Here is a 23,103-nt window from a genome sequence, read left to right as displayed (position 1 = left end):
TTTGGCAGAATCCCATCGGTGGCGCACCCGCGAGCCGGCCAACCGGCACTCCCCGAGGATCTCGTCGACGTCGCGGCGCTCGAGGATGCCTACTACTCCAGGATCCCCGATCCCGACGACCCCGCGCAGCAGGTCGTGTTCGGCACGTCGGGGCATCGTGGTTCCAGCCTCGACGGCGCCTTCACCGAGGCCCACATCGTCGCCACGACGGCCGCGATCGTCGAACACCGTCGGGGAGCGGGGATCACCGGCCCGCTGTTCATCGGATTCGACACCCACGCGCTGTCCCGTCCGGCGTGGCGCACCGCGATCGAGGTGCTCGTCGCCGCCGGCGCGACCGTCGCGATCGACGAACTCGAACGGCACACACCGACGCCCGCGGTGTCCCACGCGATCCTCGTCCACAACGCGTCGAGAACCGACCGCGCCGACGGCATCGTCGTCACCCCGTCGCACAACCCGCCCCGCGACGGTGGCTTCAAGTACAACCCGCCGGACGGCGGCCCCGCCGGCTCCGACATCACGTCGTGGATCGCTGCGCGCGCCAACGAGATCCTGCGGTCGGGCGTGGGTGCCGTCGTCCGCGTGCCGTTCGAGCGGGCCATCGACGACGAGCACGTGATCCGGTACCCGTTCAGCACCACCTACGTCGACAACCTGAAGAAGGTGCTCGACATGGAGGCGATCCGGTCGTCGGGTGTGCGCATCGGCGCCGACCCGCTCGGCGGTGCGTCGGTCGGCTACTGGGCCGAGATCGGGTTCATGTACAACCTCGCGGAACTGACCGTGGTCAACCCGACCGTCGACCCGCAGTTCGGGTTCATGACCCTCGACACCGACGGCAAGATCCGGATGGACTGCTCGTCGCCGAACGCGATGGCCTCGCTCATCGCCGCCCGCGACTCCTACGACATCGCCACCGGCAACGACGCCGACGCCGATCGGCACGGGATCGTCACCCCCGACGCGGGACTGATGAACCCGAACCACTACCTGGCCGTCGCCATCGACTACCTGTTCACCCACCGACCCGGGTGGGGCGAGTCCGCGGCGGTCGGCAAGACGCTCGTGAGCTCCTCGATGATCGACCGCGTCGTCGGCGCGCTGGGTCGCCGCCTGATCGAGGTGCCGGTCGGGTTCAAGTGGTTCGTCCCGGGCCTGCTCTCGGGCGACATCGCCTTCGGCGGGGAGGAGAGTGCGGGGGCGTCGTTCCTGCAGCGCGACGGCGCGGTGTGGTCCACCGACAAGGACGGCATCATCATGGCGCTGTTGGCCGCGGAGATCCTCGCCGTCACCGGCCGTTCCCCGTCGCAGCACTACGCCGATCTCGTCGAACGGTTCGGCGACCCGGTCTACGCCCGCCGCGACGCCCCCGCGACGCGGGAGCAGAAGGCGGTGCTGTCGAAGCTGTCGGCGTCGCAGGTCACCGCGGACACGCTCGCGGGGGAGTCCATCACGGCGGTGCTCACCGAGGCCCCGGGCAACGGCGCGCCGATCGGCGGGCTCAAGGTGGTCACCGACAACGCCTGGTTCGCGGCGCGCCCGTCGGGCACCGAGGACCTCTACAAGATCTACGCGGAGTCGATGAGGGGTCCGGAGCATCTCGCGGCGGTGCAGGACGAGGCGCAGGCGCTGGTCGACGGCGCGCTGCGGGGCTGACGGCGGGCCGCGGCACCCTCAGGTGGTTCTCAGCCGACCGGGGTTACCGTATCGGGCGTGAGCGAATCCCGTCGTCCCCGCGTGAGCGCGAAGTACCAGCCCAGCCGCACCTCGAGCCGGGCGACCTACCTCCTCGCCGGCGTCGCGATCGTCGTCATCGCGGTGGTCGTGATCGGCGGGATCATCTGGAACAGTCAGCGCGACAAGGGGAGCGCGGACCAGGCCGTGCTGGCGCAGAACGCGAGCCTGATCATCGGGAAAGCCGATGCGCCGCACACCATCGACGTGTTCGAGGATTTCCAGTGCCCGTACTGCAAACAGTTCGAGGCATCGTCGGGGCAGGCGATGATCAACGCCGCGAACGCGGGAAAGCTACGCGTGCGCTATCACATCCTCAATTTCCTGGACCGGAACTCCGGTTCCGGTGACTACTCCTCGCGTGCGGCGGGTGCAGCCCTCTGTGTCGCGCAGGCGGGTGGCGCGGACCAATTCCTGGCGTTCCACACGAAGCTGTTCGAGCAGCAGCCGGCCGAGGGTGGCGACGACCCCGACAACGCCGCCCTGGCGGCCACGGCCGGGTCGGTCGGTGCGTCGCAGCAGACCCAGCAGTGCATCTCGTCGGGCGCCCGTGTGGACGCGGCGAAGGCCGATGCCGACCAGTCGCTGACCCAGCTCAGCAAGGCCCTCGGCGGCAACGCCGGCACCCCGACGGTCCTCAGCGAGGGCAAGCCCGTCGCGAACGTTCTCAACGGTCCCGGCTGGCTGACGACGCTGCTCGCGGACAACTCGTCGAGCTGACCAGGGATTTGGTCGCCGCGAGAGCGGTGGTGTAATTTCGGTCGGGTCGCCGCGAGGCGGCACGAGCACCACGGGGCTATGGCGCAGCTGGTAGCGCACCACACTGGCAGTGTGGGGGTCAGGGGTTCGAGTCCCCTTAGCTCCACCCGACACACGACGGCCGGTCCTCGCTCACGCGAGAACCGGCCGTCGTCGTCTGTCCGGGGTCGGGCTACGTCAGTGCGCGGCCTCGAATGCCTCAACGACGTTGATCGGGATGCGCCCCCGGTCGCTCACCTCGAAGCCGTTGCTGTTCGCCCAGTCGCGGATCGCCTGCGTCTGCTCCTTCGACCGCGTCCCACCGGTGCCCGACGTCGCGGCCGCGGCACGCCGGCCGCCCCGGTTGCCCGACACGGCGCGTGACGCCTCGACGTACTTCGTCAACGAGTCGCGGAACTGCTGCGCGTGCTTCGGCGAGGTGTCGAACTCGTACTGCTTGCCGTCGAGCGACCAGCGGACGGTCTCGAACTCCTCGAGAACCTTTCCGTCGATGTCGTCGATGAATTGCACGATCTGCTTTTTGGCCATGGCCGTGAAATGGTCCCTTCTGGACAGCTCTGGGTTTCTGCGACGAAAGATTAGATGATTGCAAACATATGGGCAATCATGCCCCAGAATGTGTCGTCGGATCCCTGAAGAATGTCCGATGAATAGGTCGGAGAACTCTGCAACAGATGTCACGAAAAATCGTGCGGTGTCCATTTCTCGCACGCACGGACGACATCGACGGCATCGGACGACTGTGGTCCACGCGACTCTGCGCGACGCCGGGAATCGACCGCACGTCGCGTAGGCTGGGGAAGTTCATCTCCGCCCGCGATCTCGTGTCGGGCGATGCGCGTCATCGGTGGCGCGCCGGAAAGGCTTTCTCATCATGACGACGGATTTCTCTGCCCTCGGCGTGCCCGCACCCCTGGTGTCGGCTCTCGCCGCGGACGGCAAGACGCAAGCATTCCCCATCCAGGCCGACACCCTTCCCGACAGCCTGTCGGGTCGCGACGTCCTCGGTCGCGGTCGTACCGGCTCGGGCAAGACGCTCGCGTTCTCCATCCCCCTGGTCGCCCGCATCGCGGCCGACGGTGCCGGGCCGACCCGCCGCCGCGGCCGCCCGCGCGCCCTGGTGCTGGCACCCACCCGCGAACTGGCGACCCAGATCGCCGCGGTCATCGAGCCGCTCGCCGGCGCCGTGGGTCTGCGCCTCACGACGATCTTCGGCGGCGTCAACCAGAAGCGTCAGGTCGACGCCCTGCAGGGCGGCGTCGACATCGTCGTCGCGTGTCCCGGACGACTCGAGGACCTGATGGGCCAGGGACACCTCACGCTCGACGAGGTCGAGGTCACGGTCATCGACGAGGCCGACCACATGGCCGATCTCGGCTTCCTGCCGGTCGTCACGCGGATCCTCGGACGGACGCCGCGCGGCGGTCAGCGACTGCTCTTCTCGGCCACCCTCGACAACGGGGTGGACGCGTTGGTGAAGCGCTTCCTCGATCAGCCGGTGCTGCACTCGGTCGACGAGGCCCACTCGCCCGTGGAGGCCATGACCCACCACGTCTTCCAGGTCCCCGACGCCGGCGCCAAGACCGACGTCGTGGAGACCCTCGCGGGGGGCACCGGTCGGCGGATCCTGTTCATGCGGACCAAGCACCAGGCCAAGAAGCTCGCGAAGAAGCTGACGGCGTCGGGCATCCCCGCCGTCGACCTCCACGGGAACCTCTCGCAGGCGGCGCGCGACCGCAACCTCGCGGCGTTCGGCGACGGGACGGTGCGTGTCCTCGTCGCCACCGACGTGGCCGCCCGCGGTGTGCACGTCGACGACGTCGAACTGGTGATCCACGTCGACCCGCCCGCCGAGCACAAGGCCTACCTGCACCGCTCGGGCCGCACCGCACGTGCGGGCGCGTCCGGCGACGTCGTGACGATCGCCCTGCCCGAGCAGCGCGGCGACCTGACCAAGCTGCTGCGCCGCGCCGGGATCCGCGTGGACATCACGCCGGTGACCGCGGGCTCGCGGGTGCTCACCGACCTCGTCGGCGAGCAGGCCGAGCGCATCGCGCCGCCGCCGGTGGCCGCGGCCCACACGCAGTCGCGCCCTGCCCCGGCGGGCAACCGCGGTGGCGCGGGACGCCGTCGCGGTGCCCGGGGCAGCGGATCCGGTCGCGCGGGTGCCGCGGCGCGCACCGGTGGCGGTGGTCGCTCCGGCGGCACCGGACGGTCCGGCGGGTCGGCGCGGTCGGGCGGGTCGAGCCGAGGGCGCGGCCAGGCCGGTGGGCGGTCGCGCACGGCCTGATCCCGCGTCGGGTCAGGGGGTGGACGCCGCCGCGAACAGCAGCACGACGAGCAGCGCCAGCAGGCCCAGGATCATCAGCGCGATGGCCACCCACCCGAGCAGGCGCCCGGCGACGGCCAGCTGGCGGCCGTCCTGGATCCCGCGAGCATCGTCGATCTCGCCGAGTGCGAGGTTGCCGAGGACGACGGCCGGGATGCCGAGGAACAGCAGACAGGTCACCAGGCTCGCGATCCCGCACACGATGGCGCCGATCGCCTTGCCGTTCGTCTGACGCACCATCGGGTAGCCGTAGGGCGGCGGCGTCGGTGCGCCGTAGGGCGTCCCCGGTCCGGGCTGCTGCTTGTCCCACCCGGGCTGTTCGCCGTAGCGGGGCTGCTCACCGTACTGGGGCTGCTCACCGTACTGGGGCTGCTGTCCGTACGGGGGTTGCGTCATGCCGGCGAGCTTAGCGGCGCCGACGCTTCGTATCCTGGCTCGCGTGTCGCAGTCGAAGATCGTGCTCTTCTACGTCTTCGCGCCACTGCCCGACCCCGAGGCCATCCGCCTGTGGCAGCACACGCTGTGTTCGTCGCTGGACCTGCGTGGCCGGGTCGTCGTCGCGTCGCACGGCATCAACGTGACCGTCGGGGGCGAGATCCGGGCGGTCAAACGGTACGTACGTGCCACGCGGGAGTACGCGCCGTTCGCCGGTGCGGACATCAAGTGGTCCGACGGCGGGGCGGACGACTTCCCGCGCCTGTCGGTGCGGGTGCGTCCGGAGATCGTCACGTTCGGGCGCCCGGACATCGCCGTCGACGAGAACGGTGTCGTCGGAGGAGGGGCCCGGCTCACACCCGAGGCGCTGCACGCGCTCGTCGCCGAGCGCGGCGAGGAGGTCGTGTTCCTCGACGGCCGCAACGAGATCGAGTCGCGCATCGGTCACTTCCGCGGCGCGGTGACACCGCCCGCGCGGGTCACGACCGATCTGACGGCCATGCTCGACGCCGGCGAGTTCGACCACCTCCGCGACCGGCCGGTCGTCACCTATTGCACCGGCGGCGTCCGGTGCGAGGTGCTCAGCGCGCTGATGGTGGAGCGCGGGTTCGGTGAGGTCTACCAGCTCGACGGCGGGATCGCCCGCTACGGCGAGCATCTCGGCGACGACGGTCTGTGGGAGGGCGCGATGTACGTCTTCGACCGACGGACCGCCGTGCGCTTCTCCGACGACGCGCGGGTGGTCGGCGTGTGTGAGACCTGCGGCGCACCCGGCGACACCGTCACCGACCTCGCCGCCGAGGACCGTCACCAGGTGGTGCTGTGCGAGGCGTGTGCGACGGGCCGCGCATGAGCGCGGTGCCGGTGATCGTCCTGTCGGGCTTCCTCGGGGCGGGCAAGACCACGATGGTCAACCACCTCCTGCGGTCGGGCGCGCGGATCGGCGTGGTTGTCAACGACTTCGGGGCGGTGTCGGTCGACGCGTTGCTCGTCGCAGGGTCGGTGGACGGCGCGGTGCGCCTGGGCAACGGCTGCATCTGCTGCACCGCCGACGCCGACACCCTCGGTGACGTGCTCGCCGGACTGGTGTCGCCGTCGGTGGCGCTGGACGCGATCGTCGTCGAGACCAGCGGACTCGCCGAGCCCGTCGCCGTGGTCCGGATGATCACCGGCAGCGCCGATCCGCGGATCGGGTACGGCGGGCTCGTCTACGTCGTCGACGCGGAGAACGTCGACGCGCTGCGGCCCGATCACCCCGAGATCGACCGGCACGTCGCCGTCGCGGACCTCGTCGCGGTCAGCAAGGTCGACCGGGTCGACGACGCCCGTCGCGACGCCGTGCTCGCCGGTGTCCGTTCCGTGAACCCGACCGCGGCGGTGACCGAGGTCGTCGACGGACGCATCGATCCGTCGCTCCTCCTCGACGTTCCCGACCGCCGGGACGACGGCCCCCGTCAACTCGAACTCGCCGACCTGCTGGCCGCCGACAGCCATGATCACTCCGGCCACTCCGACCACGCCCACGCCCGGTACGCGTCGGTGGCGCTGACCGCGGGCGGGGCGCTGCACCCCCGGCGTCTCGCCGCGCTGCTCGAACGCCCACCGACGGGTGCGTACCGCATCAAGGGTGTCGTCCGTCTCCCCGGACGCAGGGGACCGTTGGTGGTGCACGCCGTCGGCGGCTTCGTCGACGTGGCGCCCCATCGCGGTCGCTCGTCGGCGGGCGACCTGGTCGTCATCGGGGCGGGGATGAACACTGAGGAGGTGCGCGCGGTGCTCGACGACCTCCCGGTCCGGGACGACGAGAGCGTCGACGGGCGTGCGGAGATCGCCGTGACGCGGTATCTGCGGACAGGGGAGGGGCGATGAGCGAGCCGACCCGGGACGACCTGCGACGGGCCGTGCTCGACCTGTTGTCCGAGCGGAAACCGACGTCGTCGATCTGCCCCTCGGACGTCGCCCGACGCGTGCGCCCCGACGACTGGCGCCCGCTGATGGACCCCGTCCGTGCCGCGGCCCGGGATCTGGTCGACGCCGGCGAGGTCGAAATCACCCAGCGCGGCGAGGTCGTCGACCCCGACATCGCCCGGGGACCGATCCGCATCCGCCGCCCGCGCGGCACGGACTGATCACTCGGGGGTCACGCACCGATCACGACACGCCGCCGCAGTCAACGATCCGCGCGGTGTGTCGACGCATCTTTTTGCGTCGCGAGCACTCTCGTGTGACAGTTGTGACTGCAGTGGCTTCTGTGGTCCGTCGTCGCTGCCCTGAGTGTCCCCGAGTGCCGAAAGAGATGCGATGACCCGCACACGCCTCCGTCCCCGGACCGTCTCGGCGATCGCCGGCGCCGCCGCGGCCGTGATCGTGGCCGGCGCCGTCACCGTTCCCGCGGTGTCGGCGGCCCCGGCGGCGCCTGCCGCCCCGAGCACCCCGGCCCCGGCTCCCGAGCAGAAGAACGCGCTCGCGGGTCGCACCGTCTTCCTCGACCCCGGCCATCAGGGTTCGGCGGCGGGGCACGACCTGCGCAAGCAGGTCCCCGACGGCCGCGGCGGGATGAAGGACTGCCAGACCACCGGCGCCACCGGCGTGAACAAGGCCGCCGAGCACACCGTCGCGTGGGATGTCGTGCAGCTGGTGAAGGCCGGTCTGGAGAGCCAGGGCGCCAAGGTGGTGCTGAGCCGCCCCGACGACACCGGATGGGGTGGCTGCGTCGACGAGCGTGCCGCCGCGGCCAACGCGTCGAAGGCGGACATCGCCGTCAGCGTGCACGCCGACTCGACGTCCACCGGCGCCGACCCGGTAAAGAAGGGCTTCCACATCATCGTCCCGCAGCTGCCGGTGCCCGACGTCGCCGTGCAGCGCGTCGCGTCGACGACCGGCAAGGCCGCGTCGAATCAGATGCGGGACTCGTTCAAGGCCGCGGGTTTCCCACCCGCGAACTACGCCGGCGTGGTCGACGGCATCCAGACCCGATCCGACATTGCCGCGGTCAACCTCACCCGGGTCCCGGAGGTGTTCGTCGAGATGGGCAACCTCTCGAACCCCGCCGAGGCCGATCAGCTGGCGAGCAAGCCCGGGCAGGTGAAGTACGCGGTCGCGCTCCTCGACGGCATCGTGAAGTTCCTGCAGTCGACGCCCGCGTCGACGGCGCTGAGCCCGAGCCTGCCGCAGGGCAGCCAGAACCCGCCCACCGGTGAGACCCCGCAGACGTCGTCGAACCCGCTGGACCTGTCCGGTCTGCAGGCCCTGCTGCCCCTGATCACCCAGGTGCTGCAGAGCAAGGACCCGTCGTCGATCCTGGCACTCATCCAGGGTCAGGGGTCCGACGCTGCCTCGGATGTACTGAAATCACTCCTGTCCGTCGTCTACACCGCCTTCGGTGGCAAACTGCCCATCTGAGCCGACGTCGACCGGAAGGCCCCCCGGATGGGTGCACGTGATCTGCTGTTCATGCGACCACCCGTCCCCGATCTCGCCGGTCGCTCGGTGTTCGTCACCGGGGCGGCGGGGGGCATCGGTCGTGCCCTCGCCGTGGCGGCGGCCGATGCGGGTGCGCGCGTCGCGATCACCGACATCGACGGCACCGGGCTCCGGGAGACCGAGTCACTGATCACCGTCGCGGGTGGGACCGTGCTGGACGCGTCCGCCGGGGACATCACCGACCACGAGTGGGTCGACGCCCTCGCGGCGCGCATCATCGACCGGCACGGCGTCGTCGACGTCGTCTGCAACGTCGCGGGCGTGTCGGCGTGGGGAACCGTGGAGAACCTCAGCCACGAGACGTGGCGCCGCATGGTCGAGGTGAACCTCATGGGCCCGATCCACGTGATCGAGGCGTTCGTACCGCCGCTCGTCCACCGGGGCCGCGGCGGTCACCTCGTGAACGTGTCGTCGGCCGCGGGTCTGCTGGCGCTGCCGTGGCACGCCGCCTACAGCGCGAGCAAGTTCGGCATCCGGGGCGTGTCGGAGGTGCTCCGATTCGACCTGCGTCGCCATCGGATCGGCGTGTCCCTGGTCGTGCCCGGTGCCGTCGCGACCCCGTTGGTGGGGACCGTCGACATCGCCGGGATCGACCGCGACCACCCGTCCGTGCGGAAAGCCGTGGGACAGTTCGAGTCTCGAGCGGTGTCACCCGAGAGTGCGGCGGCGTCGATCATCGACGGGATCCGTCACAACCGCTACATGGTCTACACGTCGCTCGACATCCGGGTCGGCTACTGGTTCGCCCGGAAGTTCGCGCTGCCCTACGAGGTGGTGATGCGGATCGCCAACGACCGCTTCGACCGCCTGGCGCGGATCAGTCGCGCCACCAGTCGTCGAACGGGGTGACGGGCACCGTCCGCTTGTGACGGGTGTTCGTGAAGAGGGTCTCGATCCGTTCGGCGACGGAGTCGTCCACGTCGCCGCCCTCGAGGTACGTGTCGATCTGGGCGTAGGTGACGCCGAGCGCCTCTTCGTCCGGGAGCGCGGGACGGTCGTCCTCGAGGTCGGCGGTCGGGACCTTGCTGCTCAACGACTCCGGGGCCCCGAGGTGACGGAGGATCGCCGCGCCCTGCCGCTTCGTGAGTCCGGTGAGGGGTGTGAGGTCGACGCCGCCGTCGCCGTACTTGGTGAAGAACCCGGTGACCGCCTCGGCCGCGTGGTCGGTGCCGACGACGAGCATCTGCAGCTGGCCGGCGATGGCGTACTGCAGGATCATGCGCTCGCGGGCCTTGACGTTGCCGCGGACGAAGTCGCTGGGGCGCTCGCCGAGAGCGTCGCCGACCGTCTCGACGGTGGCGTCGACACCGGGCTTGGCGTTGGTCACCACCGAACGGTCGGCGGCGATGAACCGCAGCGCGGTCTGGGCGTCGTCCTCGTCGGCCTGGGAGCCGTACGGCAGGCGGACCGCCACGAACTCCGCGTCGGCACCGTCGGCGCGCCGCTCCGTCACCGCCTGCTGGCACAGGTAGCCCGCGAGGGTGCTGTCCTGGCCGCCGCTGATCCCGAGCACGAATCCCTTCGCGCCGGTCACCCGCAGATAGTCCTTGAGGAAGTCGACGCGGCGCCGTACCTCGGCTCCCGGATCGATCTCGGGGAGGACGTCGAGCTCGGCGATGATGGTCTTCTGGAGAGGACGCATCACTTCATGCTAGCCAGGGAAACAGGCCTCCGGCAGCGCGAGCGACGACAGGATCTTCGGCGATGACGACAGACGTGCACCGCAAGTCCCGGCCCGGGGCGCCCGCGGACTTCTTCGCCGCGGAGGCCGCCGGCCTGCGCTGGCTCGCCGAGGCGGGCGCGCCGGTCGTCGAGGTCCTCGACGTCGGCGCCGACCACATCGACCTCCGGCGCCTCGGGCGTGGCGCACCCGACGGACGGTCGGCGCGGGCGTTCGGTGGCGCACTCGCGCGGATGCACGCGGCTGGTGCGGACGCGTTCGGTGCACCGCCCCCGGGGTTCACGGGCGCGACGTTCATCGGCAGCCGCGAGCAGCCGTCTGTGCCCACCGAGACGTGGGGTCGCTTCTACGCCGAGCAGAGGGTGCTGCCGTTCGTCCCGGTGGCCGTCGAGACCGGCAACCTCGGCGACGACGACGCCGAGCTGGTGCGCGACGTGTGTGCCCGGATCGCCGACGGCGTGCTCGACGACGACGAACCCCCGGCGCGGCTGCACGGGGACCTGTGGAACGGCAACGTCATGTGGACACCGGACGGGGTGGTGATGATCGACCCCGCCGCTCACGGGGGACACCGCGAGACCGACCTCGCCATGCTCGAGCTGTTCGGGTGCCCGCGCCTCGACGACGTCGTCGCCGGCTACGAGGACCAGGAACCGTTGCGGTCGGGGTGGCGGGACCGCATCCCGCTGCACCAGCTGCACCCACTCGCGGTGCACGCCGCAGGTCACGGCCCCGGCTACGGGCGCGCCCTCGCCGCCGCCGCGGGAGCCGTCCGAGAACTGCTGGGGTGACCGGAGGTCACACCCCGCGGTAGCGGGCGCGGGGAGCTGAGGGCACGTCGGAAGCGGGAGACGTGCGACGACCGCCGTCGGCGGATCGTCGGATCGGGGGCTCGGCGCGCGCCGGGCGGTACGGCTCGCGGTTGCCGAGCGTCTCGCGTGCGACCACGCCGGGTTCCGCGGGACGCCGCATCTCGTCGGGACGTCGCGGGGTGTCGCGTCGGCGCGGGGACTCCGGTGCGCGGCGAGGGTTCTCGCTGGCACGACGACCCGGTTGGTCGGCGGACCGACGACTCGACGGGTCGGCCGACCGCCGCTGGGGTGCGTCGGCGGCGGCGCGTCGCCGGGGAGGTTCGGTCGCGGCGCGACGTCCGCGGTCGGGGGCACCACGGCGGGACGAGTCGTCGGCGGCGCGGCGCGGCGCGCGCTCGGAGGAGGCGCGTCGGCTGCCGGCGGCGCGGCGTCCGGGCTCCGCGCGGCGCCGGGTCCGCTGCGGGGTGGCGTCGGCGCGTCCGCGGGTGAGGTACCAGCGTGCGGCACCGAGCAGACCGACGACGACGAACGTCCAGGCCATGAGCGGGAACGCCTTGGCGATGGGGAGCATCACGTTGATGACGAGACCCTTGACGCCGGAACTGGCGTCAGCCTCGAGGGAGTACAGAGTCACCAGCGCGACGCCGAACGCGATCAGCGGCGGCTGCGTCACCGCCGTGAAGAGGGCTTTGCGCCGCACGGCCAGGACCGCGGCGACGCAGCCGACGAAGTAGAGGACCCGGAACCAGGTCGACAGCTCGCCTCGGCCACCCGCGTCGACGAGAGCCCCCACCGCGGTGGGTACGAGGGCGACGAGGACCGCGCCCCACCAGGGCACACCCCGCACGGTCGGGAGGACCGACTGGCGACCCGTCGGTACGCCCGCACGGGCCTGGGGGGCGGAGAACACGGTCAGACCCTACCGGTCGCCCGGCGTTCCCCGGTGGACCGTGGCCGGTCACACGGGCGGTGTCACCGACCGCACCGTCGTGTCGACGGGAGCCGGGCGGTCGGGCGGGACCCCTTCCGTACCGGCGTACGCGTCGAGGTCGCCGAGCGCGCGGGCCGTCACGAGCACGCGGGACTGCATCGACGCGACCGTCGCGTTGTAGGCGGTCACCGCCGACCCCAGGCTCGTGCCGACGCGGTGGAAGTGGTCGGCCATGGTGGCCACCCGGTGGTGCAGCTCACGTCCGAGGCGGTGGATCTCCTCGGCGTCCCGCGCGACGGCGTCCTCCCGCCAGCTCAGCGCGACCGTCCGCAGCAGCGCGACGAGCGTGGACGGGGTGGCGGGGACGATGTCGCGGCCGAACGCGAACTCCAGCAGGTCCGGGTCGGCGCGGCAGGCCGCCTCGAGGATCGCGTCGCTCGGGACGAAGAGGACGACGAACTGCGGTGACCGCCGCACCTCCTGCCAGTAGCTCTTCGCCGACAGCGCGACCACGTGCGCCTTGAGTGCTCGTGCGTGGTCGACGAGGAGCGCGGCCTCCAGTTCCGGGTCGTCGGTGGCGGCGGCGTCGAGGTAGGCGTGCAACGGGACCTTCGCGTCCACCGCGACGTCGTGACCGCCGGGCAGGTGCACCACGAGGTCCGGGCGCCGGCCCGAGGTGGTGCGCGCCTGCGGGGTGAAGTCGCAGTGACGGCTGAGACCCGCGGCCTCGACGGCCGCGCGCAGGTGCACCTCGCCCCAGCGGCCCCGTAGGTGCGGGGTGTGCAACGCCGACGCCAGGCGCCGGGCCTGCGCGCCCAGCTCGCTCGACGCCGACCGCATCCCGTCGAGCTGGGCGGCCAGGCCCGCGTCGGCGCTGATGCGCGCCCTCTCGACGCGGTGCATCTCCGTCGCGAGCCGGTCGAGGGTCTCGCGGACCGGTCCGATGACGTCGCCGCCGGCCGAACGACCACGCAGGAACCACCCGGCGACCGCGCCGAGCAGCGCGCACACCCCACCGACGACGACCACCGTTGTGCTCATGGACGACAGGGTGCCCGCGGGGTACGACACCGGACCCCGTCACATCCGTCTCAGGCGACGCGACGCGCGTGGTGCGTCTCGTGCGCCCGCAGCCGCCTCTTGAGCTCGATGCCGTAGCGGAAGCCGCCCATCGACCCGTCGGTCCGCTGGATCCGGTGGCACGGCACGAACAGTGCCGCCGCGTTGCGGGAACACGCCTGCGCGCCGACACGCCCACCGTTCTCGTGGCCGAAGCGCGCGGCGAACTCGCGGTAGGAGAGCGGCTGCCCCGGCACGACACGGCGCAGCTCGGTCCAGGCCGTCTCGAGGAACGCGCCGTTGCTGCGCTGGCTGACCGCCACCGCGTCGACCGCGCCGAGGTCCCCGTCGTCGTATCGCCGGACGGCCTCGACGACCGCGGGCAGCTCGCCGTCCTCCACGCCGTCGGGTCGCAGACGCGGGTGGACCAGCGCGAGCAGTTCGTCGACGTCGCCGGTCCAGCCCGACGCGACGACCGCGTCGTCGACGGAGACGACCGTGAACGGTTCGCCGAGGACGGTGGTGCGTGCGATGACTCCGGTGGTGGTCATGGGTTCTCCTCTGGGTCGTGGTGGGGCTGTCGTCCATCGGACGCACGCACGGTCGGATCGGTTCCATCCCGGGGAGCGGGCGGGCTCGGCCGCAGGGTCGGCACGGTGGGGGCCAGCGCGTCGCGCCACAGGTGCATCGACACGTAGCTGCGCCAGGGCGACCATCGGGAGGTGTCGCGCAGGTCGATGCCGAGCGCGTCGGCGTGACGACGCAGGACGAGATCGCCGTCGAGGAGGATGTCGGGGTCGCGCAGGACCCGCATCACGACGTAGTCGGCGGTCCACCGTCCGATGCCCGGCTGGGCGAGGAGCGCCTCGCGGAGTTCGGCGGACTCCATCGCCGGGTGCAGGGTGAGCGCCCCGTCGGCGACCGTGCGGGCCACACCGACGATCGCGGCCATCCGCCGTCGCGGTCCGCGGAGGACCTCGTGGCCGCGCTCGGCGATCGCCGCCGCGGTCGGGAACAGGTGCGTCACGGGCAGATCGCCTGCGGCGTCGACGGGTTCGCCGAGGGTGGTGACGAGTCGGCCGACATGGGTGCGCGCCGCGGCCAGGCTGATCTGCTGGCCGACCATCGTGCGGACGAGGGTCTCGAACCCGTCGACCGCGCCCGGGACGCGGATCCCGGGCCAGGCTCCGACGAGGGGGCCGATCTCGGGGTCGGCGGCGAGGGCGTCGTCGACCGCCTCGGCGTCGGCGTCGAGGTCGAGCAGCCGTCGCAGCCGGTGGATCGACGGACCGAGATCCCGCAGGTCGCCTGCCGTCACGGCGGCGTCGACGTGCTGGTCGTGCAGTTCCGCCGAGACGATCACGTGGCCGTGTGGTGTGGTCATCGCGCGGTGGAAGGCCGTGCCGTCGTGGTGTTCCAGGCCGTCGACGGCGTGTCCGGCGAGGAACCAGTCCAGCCACGCCGGCGCGAACGGCCGTCGCAGCCCGAGGCGCAGACGCACGGTGGTCCCGTCCGTCCTCGGTGTCCGCGTGGTGTCCGCTCGTCGGCGCAACGCCGTGGGGGTCTCGTCGAACACCTCGCGGATCGTGTCGTTGAACTGTCGGATGCTGGCGAAGCCGGCGGCGAAGGCGATGTCGGACATGGACATCGACGTGCACTGGATCAGCAGGCGCGCGCTCGTGGCGCGGTGCGCGCGGGCGAGCGCCAGGGGGCCGGCGCCGAGGTGCTCACCGAGCACGCGGGTGACGTGGCGGACGGAGTACCCGAGCGCGCGGGCGAGTCCGTCGACCCCCTCGCGGTCGACGACGCCGTCACCGATGAGGCGCATCGCGCGGGACGCGAGGTCGGTGCCGACGTCCCAGTGCGGCGAGCCCGGTACCGCGTCGGGCAGGCATCGGCGGCAGGCCCGGAAACCACGCTGCTGCGCCGCGGCCGCGGTGAGGACGAAGTCGACGTTCTCGCGGCGGGGACGGATGGCCGGACACGACGGCCGGCAGTAGATCCCGGTTGACGAGACCGTGACGAAGAACTGTCCGTCGAAGCGGCGGTCGCGGGCGGCCAGCGCGCGATAGCAGCCGTCGAAGTCCAACCCGACGACACCGTCGGGGCCCGTCGGGACGACGGGGGCTGCTGCGGTCATGCCTCCACGGTGCCATCCGGCGCGGGCGGGCTCCAGCGGGTTTCGGACACGGCTGTCCGCGTCCGGGGAGTGCCGATCAGCAGCAGCGGGCGCCCGGGTTCGCGTCGGCCTCGGCGTGCCGCATCCGCCAGTACTCGCGCTCGGACATCAGCGGTGTCCCCGGGTGATGCCGACGGTGATGGGCGACATAGCGCTGATAGTGGTTGTCGCCCATGACGTCCCCGACGTAGCGCCGGACGGTGGCGAGCCCGCGCGCGAGGCCGCTCATGTCCGGCTCGTCGCGGGGTCGCGGGTCCCGTGCTCCCGCCACTGCTCGGCGACCGCCTTCTCCACCGGTGTCGGGATGAGTCCGCTCGGTGCGAAGAGGGAGGACGGCACCGGCTCGACCTCGGTGGTGGGCAGGCCGCCGGCGCGCACGGCGCGGATGCACACCCACAGTCCGACGGCGGCGACGACGAGCACCAGCGCGGCGAAGACGATCGACAACGTCCCCTGGATGACCGTGTTGCGGATGACGGCGTCGATCTCCTGCGCGGTCTTGGCCGTCCGGAACGACGTCTCGCCGGCGTCGCGGGCGCCGACGAAATCGCTGTGCTGCTGCCAGTACCCGATCGCTGGGTTGGACGAGAAGATCTTCTGGTACGACGCGGTCATGGTGACCGCCAGGTCCCAGACCAACGGCACGCCCGGGATCCAGGCCCACCGGAACTTCCCCTTCTTCATCACCACCACGAGGACCACGGTCAGCGCGATGGCGGCCAGAAGCTGGTTGGCGATGCCGAAGAGCGGGAACAGTGTGTTGATGCCACCGAGCGGGTCCGTGACGCCCATCAGGAGGATCGACCCCCAGCCCGCCACGACGACGAGGGTGCAGATCCACGCCCCGACGCGCCATGACGGGTCGGCGAAACGCTTGGCCCCCTTGATGTTGCTGATCCCGTCGGAGAGCATGAACCGCGCGACGCGGGTGCCCGCGTCCACCGTGGTGAGGATGAACAGCGCCTCGAACATGATCGCGAAGTGGTACCAGAACGAGCGCAGGCTGTCGCCGCCGAACGCGCGTTGCAACGTCTCGGACATTCCCATCGCGAGGGTGGGTGCGCCACCGGTCTTCGAGATGACCGACTTCTCCTCCACGCCGTCGGCGTAGGCCTGCAACTGATCGGCCGACGTCGGCGGTCCGGGCAGCCCGAGCTTGGTGTTGGTGTACTCGGCGGCACTCTGCGCGGTCCCGCCGGTGGCCCCCTTCGGGGCGTTCATGGCGAAGTAGAGGTGCGGGTCGAGGATGCAGGCGGTGATCAGCGCCATGATCGCGACGAACGACTCGGTGAGCATCCCGCCGTATCCGATGACCCGGGCCTGGCTCTCCTTCTCCAGCAGCTTGGGCGTCGTGCCGGACGCGATCAGCGCGTGGAAGCCGGACAGGGCGCCGCAGGCGATGGTGATGAACAGGAACGGGAACAACGAGCCCGCGAAGGCGGGACCCGTGCCGCTGCTGGCGAAGTCACTGATCGCCGGGGCCTGCATGACCGGTCGGGCGATGAGGATGCCCACCGCCAGCAGCACGATGGTGCCGACCTTCATGAACGTGGAGAGGTAGTCGCGCGGCGCCAGCACCAGCCACACCGGCAGCACGGCCGCGGCGAAGCCGTAGATGATGATCGCCCACGACAGGAACACCGGCGAGAGGGTGAACCAGTCCTCGCCCCACGAGGTCTCGGCGACCCAGCCGCCGGCGACGATGGCCAGGATCAGCAGGACGAACCCGATGACCGAGACCTCGGAGATGCGGCCGGGCCGCAGGTAGCGCAGGTAGACGCCCATGAACACGGCGATGGGCAGGGTCATCGCGAGAGAGAAGACGCCCCAGGGGCTCTCGGCGAGTGCGTTGACCACGACCAGTCCGAGCACGGCGATGAGGATGATCATGATGACGAACACCGCGACGATCGCCGCCGTCCCGCCCACGGCGCCGAGTTCGTCGCGCGCCATCTGGCCGAGGCTGCGTCCGCGTCGTCGGGTCGAGATGGCCAGCACCAGGTAGTCCTGGACCGCTCCGGCGAACACGACGCCGACGATGATCCAGATGGTGCCGGGCAGGTACCCCATCTGGGCCGCGAGCACCGGGCCGACGAGCGGTCCGGCGCCGGCGATCGCGGCGAAGTGGTGCCCGAAGAGCACACGCCGATCGGTCGGCATGTAGTCCTTCGCGTTGTCGAGGACCTCGGCCGGCGTCGCGTGGTCGTCGCGGGGGACGATCACCTTCATCTCGATGAGTCGCGCGTAGAAGCGGTAGGCGATGACGTAGGTGCAGACCGCGGCCAGCACGAACCAGACGGCGTTGACCGACTCGCCACGGACGATCGCGATGACGGCCCACGAGATCGCGCCGAGGAGACCGATCGCCGCGAACAGCAGGCGCTTGCCGACGGTCATGGGGGAGCGGTCGACGATGGCGACCGGAGGGGCGTCGGGGTCTGTCCGGACGAGCTCGATGTCGGGGTTGTCGAGGACGTCGCCGGAGCGCTCCCGGGTGGCTGTCACGAGCGGATCAACTCCTGTGCTGGCCGAGATGAGGGGTGCCGGGTGTGGCCCGGGTCACTCTACATTCGCGGCGACCTGCGCCGAATGCTGGTCGAACCGGCGGTCGCGTGCCATTCTCGTAACGTGCGCGTAACACGACGGAAGGAGCGGGACATCCCGCTCGCCGAGTACCCGGGCTGGGCTGTCGACGTGATGATGGGCCTCTACGGCGAGAGGCAGGTGGCCGACGCGATCGCCGCGGAGACGTCGCATGTCGCCCCGCCCGAACCCTCCGCGGTCGCCGATCTCGACGCGGTCGAGTCGTTCCTCACCCGCGTGCAGGCGTGGCGGCGCGGACTCAGGCGGCGCTGACCCGGAGCACCTTGTCGGCGCCGTCGCCGTTGTCCGTCGTGACCAACAGCGACCCGTCCGGTGCGGTCGTGATCGACCGCAACCGCCCCTCGGTGCCCTGGAGCAGGTCGACCCGCTCGGTCGTCGACCGCCCGTCTGGTGAGAGCCGCAGCAGCATCAGTCTCTGAGCCTTCAACGCCGCCACGGCGAGCATCCCCCGGTACTTCCCCCACACCGGGCCGAGGACCTCGATGTCGGCGACGGCGAGGGTGGGATCACCCGACGACCACACCGACGGCACGGCGGTCGGGAACTTGCGGGTGTCGGTCATGGGGACGCTCTCGTCGTACGAGCCGCTCCCCGTGTCCGGGTCCCATCCGTAGTTCGCCCGCGGTTGTTCGAGGTTCACCTCGTCGTCGACGGTGGGTCCGTGCTCGGAGGTGTAGAGCCGGTCGGTGCCCGGGACGAACGCGAGCCCCTGGGGGTTGCGGTGCCCGAACGAGTGGATGGGCGTGCCGGGGAGCGTCCCGGCCGCCGGTGAGCCATCGGCGTTGACGTGCAACACCTTTCCGCCCAACGACCGCAGATCCTGGGAGGCGGTCGGCGAGGCGGTGTCACCGGTCGCGACGAACAGTGTCCCGTCGGGCGCCGGGAGCACGCGGCAACCGCTGTGGCGGCCACTGGCGTTGAGCGGTATCCCGGTCAGGACGTCCTGCGCTCGCGTCATCGACGACCAGTCGGGCGCGGCGGTCCACCGGACCAGGCGCACGTCGCCGGCGGTGCTCGCGTAGCACGTGTACACCGACCGCGACGTCGCGAAGTCGTTAGCGAGGGCCATCCCCATGAGGCCGCCCTCGCCGCGGGCGCGGACGTCGAGACCGTCGGCGCGGACCTCGCCGACGCGACCGTCGTTCTGGCGCACCATGATCCGGCCGGATCGCTCTCCGGTGACGATGGCGCCGCCGGGATCGAGGACGACGTCCCAGGGGTGATCGAGTCCGGTCATCTCGTCGCGCACACGGATCGAGTCGTCGCCTGCGGACGACGAGGACGGCGTCGGTGCGGCATCCGTGCGCGACGACTCGTCACGGTCGTCGGTCGCGTCGGCGCCACACGCCGACATCGTGAGGGCGGCGACCACGGCCGCCACGACGGGGGAATACCGGGCGATCCGCGATCGGTTCACCCCTTCGACCGTACCAGCGAGAACAGCCATCTCGAGGGGCGGCGAGTGTAGCGTCGGACGTACAGCCGAGAAGCGTTGCTGTGCCCTGAACAGACCCGGTTTTCCACCGTGCGAGGAGGGAGTGACGCATGGCCGAGAAGAAGAACGAAGACGCACCGCAGCTCAAGGATCCCGATCTCTACGAGGAGCTCCGCGACAAGGGGAACTCGAAGGAGAAGTCGGCACGCATCTCGAACGCGGCCGCCAACCGCGGACGATCCGACGTCGGGCACAAGGGCGGGAAATCCCCCTCGTACGAGGAGTGGACCGTCGACGAGCTCAAGAAGCGCGCGAAAGAGCTTGATCTGCACGGCTATTCCGACAAGAACAAGGACGAGCTCGTGGAGATGCTGCGCGACCACTGACGCGCGCCCCCATCCGAGCACCCCACACACGAACGGAGATCTGACCATGAGTGACGAACTGACCGGCAAGACCGTGGCCTTCCTGGTGGCCCCCGAGGGCATCGAGCAGGTCGAGTTGACCGAGCCGTGGAAGGCGGTCGAACAGGCCGGCGGCACGCCGAAGCTGGTGTCCACCGACAGCGGCGAGGTCCAGGGTTTCAACCACCTGGACAAGGCCGACACGTTCCCCGTCGACGCGACGGTGTCGGACGTGTCCCCGTCCGACTACGACGCGCTGGTCCTGCCCGGTGGCGTCGCCAACCCGGACTACCTGCGCACCGTCGACGAGGCGGTCGCCTTCGCCAAGGGCTTCTTCGACGCGGGCAAGCCGGTCGCGGCCATCTGTCACGCGCCGTGGACGCTCGTCGAGGCCGGCGTGCTCTCGGGCCGGACCATCACGTCGTGGCCGAGCCTGCAGACCGACATCCGCAACGCGGGTGGGACCTGGGTCGACGAGGAGGTCGTCGAGTGCACCTCCGGACCCAACACCCTGGTCAGCAGCCGCAACCCCGACGACCTCCCGGCGTTCTGTGAGCGCGTCGTCGCCGTCGTCGCGAAGGGCTGAGGACGTGCAGATCGGCTTCAAGTTGATGGCGGAGGCCTTCGACCCGAAGGAGATCGTCCGCCAGGCGGTCGTCGCCGAACAGGCGGGCTTCGACTTCGTCGAGGTCTCCGACCACTTCCACCCGTGGCTCTACAGCCAGCAGCACTCCGGCTTCGCGTGGTCCATGCTCGCCGCGATCGGCGCGCAGACGTCGACGCTCCAGCTCGCGACCGGCGTGACCTGCCCGATCATCCGGTATCACCCCGCGATCATCGCGCAGGCCGCCGCCACCACCGCGGTCCTCTCCGACGGCCGGTTCACGCTCGGCCTCGGATCCGGTGAACGGCTCAACGAGCACATCACCGGCGCACCGTGGCCGTCGGCACACGTGCGGCACGAGATGCTGCGCGAGGCCATCGAGGTCATCCGACTGCTGTGGTCGGGCGGCTATCACTCCTACGAGGGCAAGCACATCACCCTCGACGACGCGCGAGTGTTCGACCTGCCCGACGAGTTGCCGGAGATCGTCGTCGCGGCGGGCGGGACGAACGCCGCGGAGATCGCCGCGAAGGCAGGGGACGGGCTGTTCGCCACCGAACCCGACGGCGAACTGGTGTCGGCGTACCGCGGGGCCGGCGGCTCCGGCGCGCGGTTCTGCGAGGTGCCGATGGCGTGGGCGCCCGACGTCGACTCGGCCGTGAAGGCCGCGCACTCCACGTTCCGGTTCGGGCTCACGGGCTGGAAGGTGCAGTCGGAGTTGCCCAATCCGATCAACTTCGAGGCGGCGACGTCGCTGGTCCGGGAGTCCGACATCGCCGACGCGATGTCGTGCGGTCCGGACCTCGACGCGCACGTCGCGTCGGCGAAGGAGTTCGCCGACGCCGGCTTCGACCACCTGACGGTGCTCAACGCCGGGCCGGACGTCGACGGTTTCCTCGAGCTGTGCAAGTCCGAATTGATCGACACGATCCGTTCGTCCGTGTGACGCCCGGGTGTGTGACCATGGCGGCATGAGTCGCCAGGTCACCACCCGGGGAACGGTGTACGCCTCGCACCTGCGATCGGTCTCGGTGATCGCGCTGCAGGTCGTCCTGGTGGCGGCGGCGCTGTGGCTCGTCGGCTGGGTCGTGGCCCAGATCTGGGTCATCCTGCTGCCGGTGATCCTCGCGGTCATCGTGTGCACCGTGTTGTGGCCTCCGGTGCGGTGGCTGCGGTCGCGGTCGGTGCCGCCGGCGCTCGCCGCGCTCGTCGGGGTCGTCGTCGCGGCCGCGGTCATCGCCGGGGTGGTGGCCGCGGTCGCCCCGTCGATCGCCGATCAGGTGTCGACGCTGTCGACGAAAGCCGTCGTCGGCATCCGTCAGGTGCAGGACTGGTTGCAGGGTCCGCCGCTGAACATCAGTGACGCACAACTGGACTCGGCGGTCTCGGCCATCACCGACCGCCTCGAGTCGAGTGGGGCGCAGATCGCGTCGGGGTTCTTCACCGGCGTCAGCGCGGCGACGTCGGCCCTCATCACGCTGTTCACCACCGCGGTCATCACCTTCTTCCTGCTCAAGGACGGGCCGCGGTTCCTCCCGTGGTTGCGACGCTCGGTCGGCAGCCCCGCGGCGCCGCATCTCGCCGAGGTGCTCACCCGGATGTGGCGCACGCTCGGCGGGTTCGTCCGCACGCAGGCGGTGGTCAGTCTCGTCGACGCCGTGCTGATCGGCATCGGCCTGGTGATCCTCGGCGTGCCACTGGCCTACGTCCTCGCGATCGTCACGTTCGTCGGCGGGTTCGTGCCCATCGTCGGTGCGTTCGTCGCCGGCGCGTTGGCCGTCCTGATCGCGCTGGTGTCCAACGGTCTCGTCACCGCACTCATCGTGCTCGCGATCATCGTCGCGGTGCAGCAGTTGGAGGGCAACGTCCTACAGCCGTGGTTGCAGTCGAAGTCTATGAACCTGCACGCGGTGATCGTGCTGCTGGCGGTGACACTGGGCGGCACCCTGTTCGGAGTGGTCGGCGCGTTCCTCGCGGTGCCGGTGGCCGCCTGCGGCGCCGTCGCGGTGCGCTACTACGGCGAGCAGGTGCGGGCGCGCAGCGACGACCCGGAGGACGTCGAATCGGAGCCGGTGTCCCTGGAGAAGGATCCGCCGTCGGACGACGACGCCGTGTCCTGAGTCAGAGGATCTGGTCGCCGTACATCTCGCCGAGCGGGTCGGCGATCAACTCCAGGCGTTCGCCGTCGGGGCCGCGGAAGTAGATCGACACCTCGTTGTGCAGGACCATCTCGACGCCGGCGTCGGCGAGCTTGCCGCGCAGTCGCTCCCAGCGGGCGGGCTCGACGCTGATCGCCACGTGGTGCAGCCCGCCGAGCACCTCCTGGTACGGCCCGACGTCGAGACCGGGGAAGTCGAAGAACGCCAACAGGTTCTCGTTGCCGATGTCGAAGAAGAAGTGCGTCGACCCGGCGTAGTCACGGTTCTCGATCAACTCGGTCAGCGGGAACTCCAGGAGCCCCTGGTAGAAGCGGATGGTCGTCTCGACGTCACTCGAGATGAGCGCGGTGTGGTGTACACCGCGGCCGCTCGACGCCGGCCGTTGCGACGGTGGTGCGAGGTACTGCGCGCTCAGCCGGTCGCGCTGCTCGGCGAACTGTTCCCTGCGGTCGGTCTCCTGCGACGTCATGCCCACCTCGTTCGTCCCTGTGT

The 23,103-nt window shown here is 70.9% G+C and carries 25 protein-coding genes and 1 tRNA gene; 15 read left to right on the top strand and 11 right to left on the bottom strand.

The genetic code is table 11. From position 1 onward, the window contains the following. Positions 1-18: 18 nt before the first annotated feature. The 3 genes from pgm to LX12_RS12025 all read left to right on the top strand — a co-directional run bounded on the left by pgm (position 19) and on the right by LX12_RS12025 (position 2,602). Entirely contained in the window at positions 19-1,659 is a 1,641-nt protein-coding gene (gene pgm, locus LX12_RS12035; protein ID WP_253654795.1) for a phosphoglucomutase (alpha-D-glucose-1,6-bisphosphate-dependent), read from the top strand. A gap of 57 nt (positions 1,660-1,716) precedes the next feature. Then, positions 1,717-2,457 (top strand): DsbA family protein, encoded by a 741-nt coding sequence (locus LX12_RS12030; RefSeq protein WP_253654794.1) that lies wholly within the window; start codon positions 1,717-1,719, stop codon positions 2,455-2,457. 72 nt (positions 2,458-2,529) lie between these two features. Beyond that, positions 2,530-2,602, top strand: a tRNA-Ala gene (locus LX12_RS12025). A 71-nt stretch (positions 2,603-2,673) separates the two neighbouring features. On the opposite strand, the gene LX12_RS12020 is transcribed toward LX12_RS12025, so the two are convergent. Next, positions 2,674-3,024, bottom strand: a complete 351-nt coding sequence (locus LX12_RS12020; protein WP_253654793.1) for a histone-like nucleoid-structuring protein Lsr2 — start codon at positions 3,022-3,024, stop codon at positions 2,674-2,676. A 346-nt stretch (positions 3,025-3,370) separates the two neighbouring features. Here LX12_RS12020 and LX12_RS12015 point away from each other — a divergent pair, with 346 nt between their 5' ends. After that, the gene (locus tag LX12_RS12015; protein WP_253654792.1) at positions 3,371-4,786 is read left to right on the top strand and encodes a DEAD/DEAH box helicase; all 1,416 of its coding nucleotides are present in this window, start codon (positions 3,371-3,373) and stop codon (positions 4,784-4,786) included. A 12-nt stretch (positions 4,787-4,798) separates the two neighbouring features. Here the strand turns inward: LX12_RS12015 and LX12_RS12010 are convergent, their stop codons facing one another. Next, the gene (locus LX12_RS12010) at positions 4,799-5,221 is read right to left on the bottom strand and encodes a DUF4190 domain-containing protein (RefSeq protein WP_253654791.1); all 423 of its coding nucleotides are present in this window, start codon (positions 5,219-5,221) and stop codon (positions 4,799-4,801) included. Positions 5,222-5,264: 43 nt separating this feature from the next. Between LX12_RS12010 and trhO the strand changes: the two genes are divergently transcribed. The 5 genes from trhO to LX12_RS11985 all read left to right on the top strand — a co-directional run bounded on the left by trhO (position 5,265) and on the right by LX12_RS11985 (position 9,592). Beyond that, a complete protein-coding gene (trhO, locus tag LX12_RS12005) occupies positions 5,265-6,113 on the top strand; it encodes an oxygen-dependent tRNA uridine(34) hydroxylase TrhO (RefSeq protein ID WP_253654790.1) in 849 nt (282 codons plus the stop codon). Then, positions 6,110-7,129 carry a CobW family GTP-binding protein gene (locus LX12_RS12000; RefSeq protein WP_253654789.1) on the top strand — a complete coding sequence of 340 codons (1,020 nt, stop codon included), beginning with the start codon at positions 6,110-6,112 and terminating at the stop codon, positions 7,127-7,129. Before trhO ends, LX12_RS12000 begins: the two co-directional genes overlap by 4 nt. After that, the gene (locus tag LX12_RS11995; RefSeq protein ID WP_253654788.1) at positions 7,126-7,389 is read left to right on the top strand and encodes a DUF3253 domain-containing protein; all 264 of its coding nucleotides are present in this window, start codon (positions 7,126-7,128) and stop codon (positions 7,387-7,389) included. Before LX12_RS12000 ends, LX12_RS11995 begins: the two co-directional genes overlap by 4 nt. 172 nt (positions 7,390-7,561) lie before the next feature. Then, positions 7,562-8,662, top strand: coding sequence for an N-acetylmuramoyl-L-alanine amidase (locus tag LX12_RS11990; protein ID WP_253654787.1), 1,101 nt, complete (start codon positions 7,562-7,564; stop codon positions 8,660-8,662). A 27-nt stretch (positions 8,663-8,689) separates the two neighbouring features. Continuing rightward, the gene (locus tag LX12_RS11985; protein WP_253654786.1) at positions 8,690-9,592 is read left to right on the top strand and encodes an SDR family oxidoreductase; all 903 of its coding nucleotides are present in this window, start codon (positions 8,690-8,692) and stop codon (positions 9,590-9,592) included. Here the strand turns inward: LX12_RS11985 and nadE are convergent. After that, positions 9,561-10,385: an NAD(+) synthase gene (gene nadE / locus LX12_RS11980; protein ID WP_253654785.1), complete on the bottom strand. Its 825-nt coding sequence runs from the start codon at positions 10,383-10,385 to the stop codon at positions 9,561-9,563. The genes LX12_RS11985 and nadE overlap by 32 nt on opposite strands. A gap of 62 nt (positions 10,386-10,447) precedes the next feature. Between nadE and LX12_RS11975 the strand changes: the two genes are divergently transcribed. Further along, on the top strand, positions 10,448-11,215 hold the full coding sequence (locus tag LX12_RS11975; RefSeq protein ID WP_253654784.1) for a fructosamine kinase family protein: 768 nt from the start codon (positions 10,448-10,450) through the stop codon (positions 11,213-11,215). Positions 11,216-11,222: 7 nt separating this feature from the next. Here LX12_RS11975 and LX12_RS11970 read toward each other — a convergent pair whose 3' ends face one another. From LX12_RS11970 to LX12_RS11945, 6 genes are all read right to left on the bottom strand, one after another. After that, the gene (locus LX12_RS11970) at positions 11,223-12,146 is read right to left on the bottom strand and encodes a DUF6542 domain-containing protein (protein WP_253654783.1); all 924 of its coding nucleotides are present in this window, start codon (positions 12,144-12,146) and stop codon (positions 11,223-11,225) included. A gap of 48 nt (positions 12,147-12,194) precedes the next feature. After that, entirely contained in the window at positions 12,195-13,208 is a 1,014-nt protein-coding gene (locus LX12_RS11965; protein ID WP_253654782.1) for a DNA recombination protein RmuC, read from the bottom strand. Positions 13,209-13,258: 50 nt separating this feature from the next. Further along, the gene (locus LX12_RS11960; RefSeq protein ID WP_253654781.1) at positions 13,259-13,777 is read right to left on the bottom strand and encodes a methylated-DNA--[protein]-cysteine S-methyltransferase; all 519 of its coding nucleotides are present in this window, start codon (positions 13,775-13,777) and stop codon (positions 13,259-13,261) included. Then, positions 13,774-15,366 (bottom strand): AlkA N-terminal domain-containing protein, encoded by a 1,593-nt coding sequence (locus LX12_RS11955; RefSeq protein WP_253654780.1) that lies wholly within the window; start codon positions 15,364-15,366, stop codon positions 13,774-13,776. Before LX12_RS11955 ends, LX12_RS11960 begins: the two co-directional genes overlap by 4 nt. Positions 15,367-15,442: 76 nt before the next feature. Next, positions 15,443-15,634 carry a YbdD/YjiX family protein gene (locus tag LX12_RS11950; RefSeq protein ID WP_253654779.1) on the bottom strand — a complete coding sequence of 64 codons (192 nt, stop codon included), beginning with the start codon at positions 15,632-15,634 and terminating at the stop codon, positions 15,443-15,445. Further along, on the bottom strand, positions 15,631-17,910 hold the full coding sequence (locus LX12_RS11945) for a carbon starvation CstA family protein (protein ID WP_253654778.1): 2,280 nt from the start codon (positions 17,908-17,910) through the stop codon (positions 15,631-15,633). Before LX12_RS11945 ends, LX12_RS11950 begins: the two co-directional genes overlap by 4 nt. Positions 17,911-18,033: 123 nt before the next feature. On the opposite strand from LX12_RS11945, the gene LX12_RS11940 reads away from it, so the two are divergent. Then, on the top strand, positions 18,034-18,261 hold the full coding sequence (locus tag LX12_RS11940) for a hypothetical protein (RefSeq protein WP_253654777.1): 228 nt from the start codon (positions 18,034-18,036) through the stop codon (positions 18,259-18,261). Here LX12_RS11940 and LX12_RS11935 read toward each other — a convergent pair. After that, complete coding sequence (locus LX12_RS11935; RefSeq protein ID WP_253654776.1) at positions 18,248-19,426, bottom strand: PQQ-dependent sugar dehydrogenase; 1,179 nt, start codon at positions 19,424-19,426, stop codon at positions 18,248-18,250. The two genes, LX12_RS11940 and LX12_RS11935, sit on opposite strands and share 14 nt — an antisense overlap. A 128-nt stretch (positions 19,427-19,554) precedes the next feature. Here LX12_RS11935 and LX12_RS11930 point away from each other — a divergent pair, with 128 nt between their 5' ends. The 4 genes from LX12_RS11930 to LX12_RS11915 are packed head-to-tail and all read left to right on the top strand — an operon-like array spanning position 19,555 to position 22,572. Continuing rightward, entirely contained in the window at positions 19,555-19,830 is a 276-nt protein-coding gene (locus LX12_RS11930) for a DUF7218 family protein (RefSeq protein ID WP_253654775.1), read from the top strand. Positions 19,831-19,876: 46 nt separating this feature from the next. Further along, a complete protein-coding gene (locus LX12_RS11925; protein WP_253654774.1) occupies positions 19,877-20,434 on the top strand; it encodes a type 1 glutamine amidotransferase domain-containing protein in 558 nt (185 codons plus the stop codon). 4 nt (positions 20,435-20,438) lie between these two features. Beyond that, the gene (locus tag LX12_RS11920) at positions 20,439-21,398 is read left to right on the top strand and encodes a TIGR03557 family F420-dependent LLM class oxidoreductase (RefSeq protein WP_253654773.1); all 960 of its coding nucleotides are present in this window, start codon (positions 20,439-20,441) and stop codon (positions 21,396-21,398) included. A 25-nt stretch (positions 21,399-21,423) separates the two neighbouring features. Further along, a complete protein-coding gene (locus LX12_RS11915) occupies positions 21,424-22,572 on the top strand; it encodes an AI-2E family transporter (protein ID WP_253654772.1) in 1,149 nt (382 codons plus the stop codon). A 1-nt stretch (position 22,573) separates the two neighbouring features. Here LX12_RS11915 and LX12_RS11910 read toward each other — a convergent pair whose 3' ends face one another. Next, on the bottom strand, positions 22,574-23,080 hold the full coding sequence (locus LX12_RS11910) for a VOC family protein (RefSeq protein WP_253654771.1): 507 nt from the start codon (positions 23,078-23,080) through the stop codon (positions 22,574-22,576). Positions 23,081-23,103: the final 23 nt, after the last annotated feature.

The sequence above is a fragment of the Williamsia serinedens genome (assembly GCF_024171725.1).
GTDB lineage: Bacteria > Actinomycetota > Actinomycetes > Mycobacteriales > Mycobacteriaceae > Williamsia_A > Williamsia_A serinedens.
Note: the sequence above shows the minus strand (reverse complement) of the source record. Positions and strands in the feature narration are given on the sequence as shown.

Excerpts from the sequence above, each read along its gene's own strand:
- LX12_RS11965 (WP_253654782.1), bottom strand. The coding sequence starts at position 13,208 with ATGAGCACAACGGTGGTCGTCGTCGGTGGGGTGTGCGCGCTGCTCGGC.
- LX12_RS11975 (WP_253654784.1), top strand. The coding sequence starts at position 10,448 with ATGACGACAGACGTGCACCGCAAGTCCCGGCCCGGGGCGCCCGCGGAC.
- LX12_RS11925 (WP_253654774.1), top strand. The coding sequence starts at position 19,877 with ATGAGTGACGAACTGACCGGCAAGACCGTGGCCTTCCTGGTGGCCCCC.
- LX12_RS11930 (WP_253654775.1), top strand. The coding sequence starts at position 19,555 with ATGGCCGAGAAGAAGAACGAAGACGCACCGCAGCTCAAGGATCCCGAT.
- LX12_RS11915 (WP_253654772.1), top strand. The coding sequence starts at position 21,424 with ATGAGTCGCCAGGTCACCACCCGGGGAACGGTGTACGCCTCGCACCTG.
- LX12_RS12020 (WP_253654793.1), bottom strand. The coding sequence starts at position 3,024 with ATGGCCAAAAAGCAGATCGTGCAATTCATCGACGACATCGACGGAAAG.
- LX12_RS12000 (WP_253654789.1), top strand. The coding sequence starts at position 6,110 with ATGAGCGCGGTGCCGGTGATCGTCCTGTCGGGCTTCCTCGGGGCGGGC.
- LX12_RS11910 (WP_253654771.1), bottom strand. The coding sequence starts at position 23,080 with ATGACGTCGCAGGAGACCGACCGCAGGGAACAGTTCGCCGAGCAGCGC.
- nadE (WP_253654785.1), bottom strand. The coding sequence starts at position 10,385 with ATGCGTCCTCTCCAGAAGACCATCATCGCCGAGCTCGACGTCCTCCCC.
- LX12_RS11995 (WP_253654788.1), top strand. The coding sequence starts at position 7,126 with ATGAGCGAGCCGACCCGGGACGACCTGCGACGGGCCGTGCTCGACCTG.
- LX12_RS11955 (WP_253654780.1), bottom strand. The coding sequence starts at position 15,366 with ATGACCGCAGCAGCCCCCGTCGTCCCGACGGGCCCCGACGGTGTCGTC.
- LX12_RS11960 (WP_253654781.1), bottom strand. The coding sequence starts at position 13,777 with ATGACCACCACCGGAGTCATCGCACGCACCACCGTCCTCGGCGAACCG.
- LX12_RS11985 (WP_253654786.1), top strand. The coding sequence starts at position 8,690 with ATGGGTGCACGTGATCTGCTGTTCATGCGACCACCCGTCCCCGATCTC.
- LX12_RS12010 (WP_253654791.1), bottom strand. The coding sequence starts at position 5,221 with ATGACGCAACCCCCGTACGGACAGCAGCCCCAGTACGGTGAGCAGCCC.
- LX12_RS11950 (WP_253654779.1), bottom strand. The coding sequence starts at position 15,634 with ATGAGCGGCCTCGCGCGCGGGCTCGCCACCGTCCGGCGCTACGTCGGG.
- LX12_RS11990 (WP_253654787.1), top strand. The coding sequence starts at position 7,562 with ATGACCCGCACACGCCTCCGTCCCCGGACCGTCTCGGCGATCGCCGGC.
- LX12_RS12015 (WP_253654792.1), top strand. The coding sequence starts at position 3,371 with ATGACGACGGATTTCTCTGCCCTCGGCGTGCCCGCACCCCTGGTGTCG.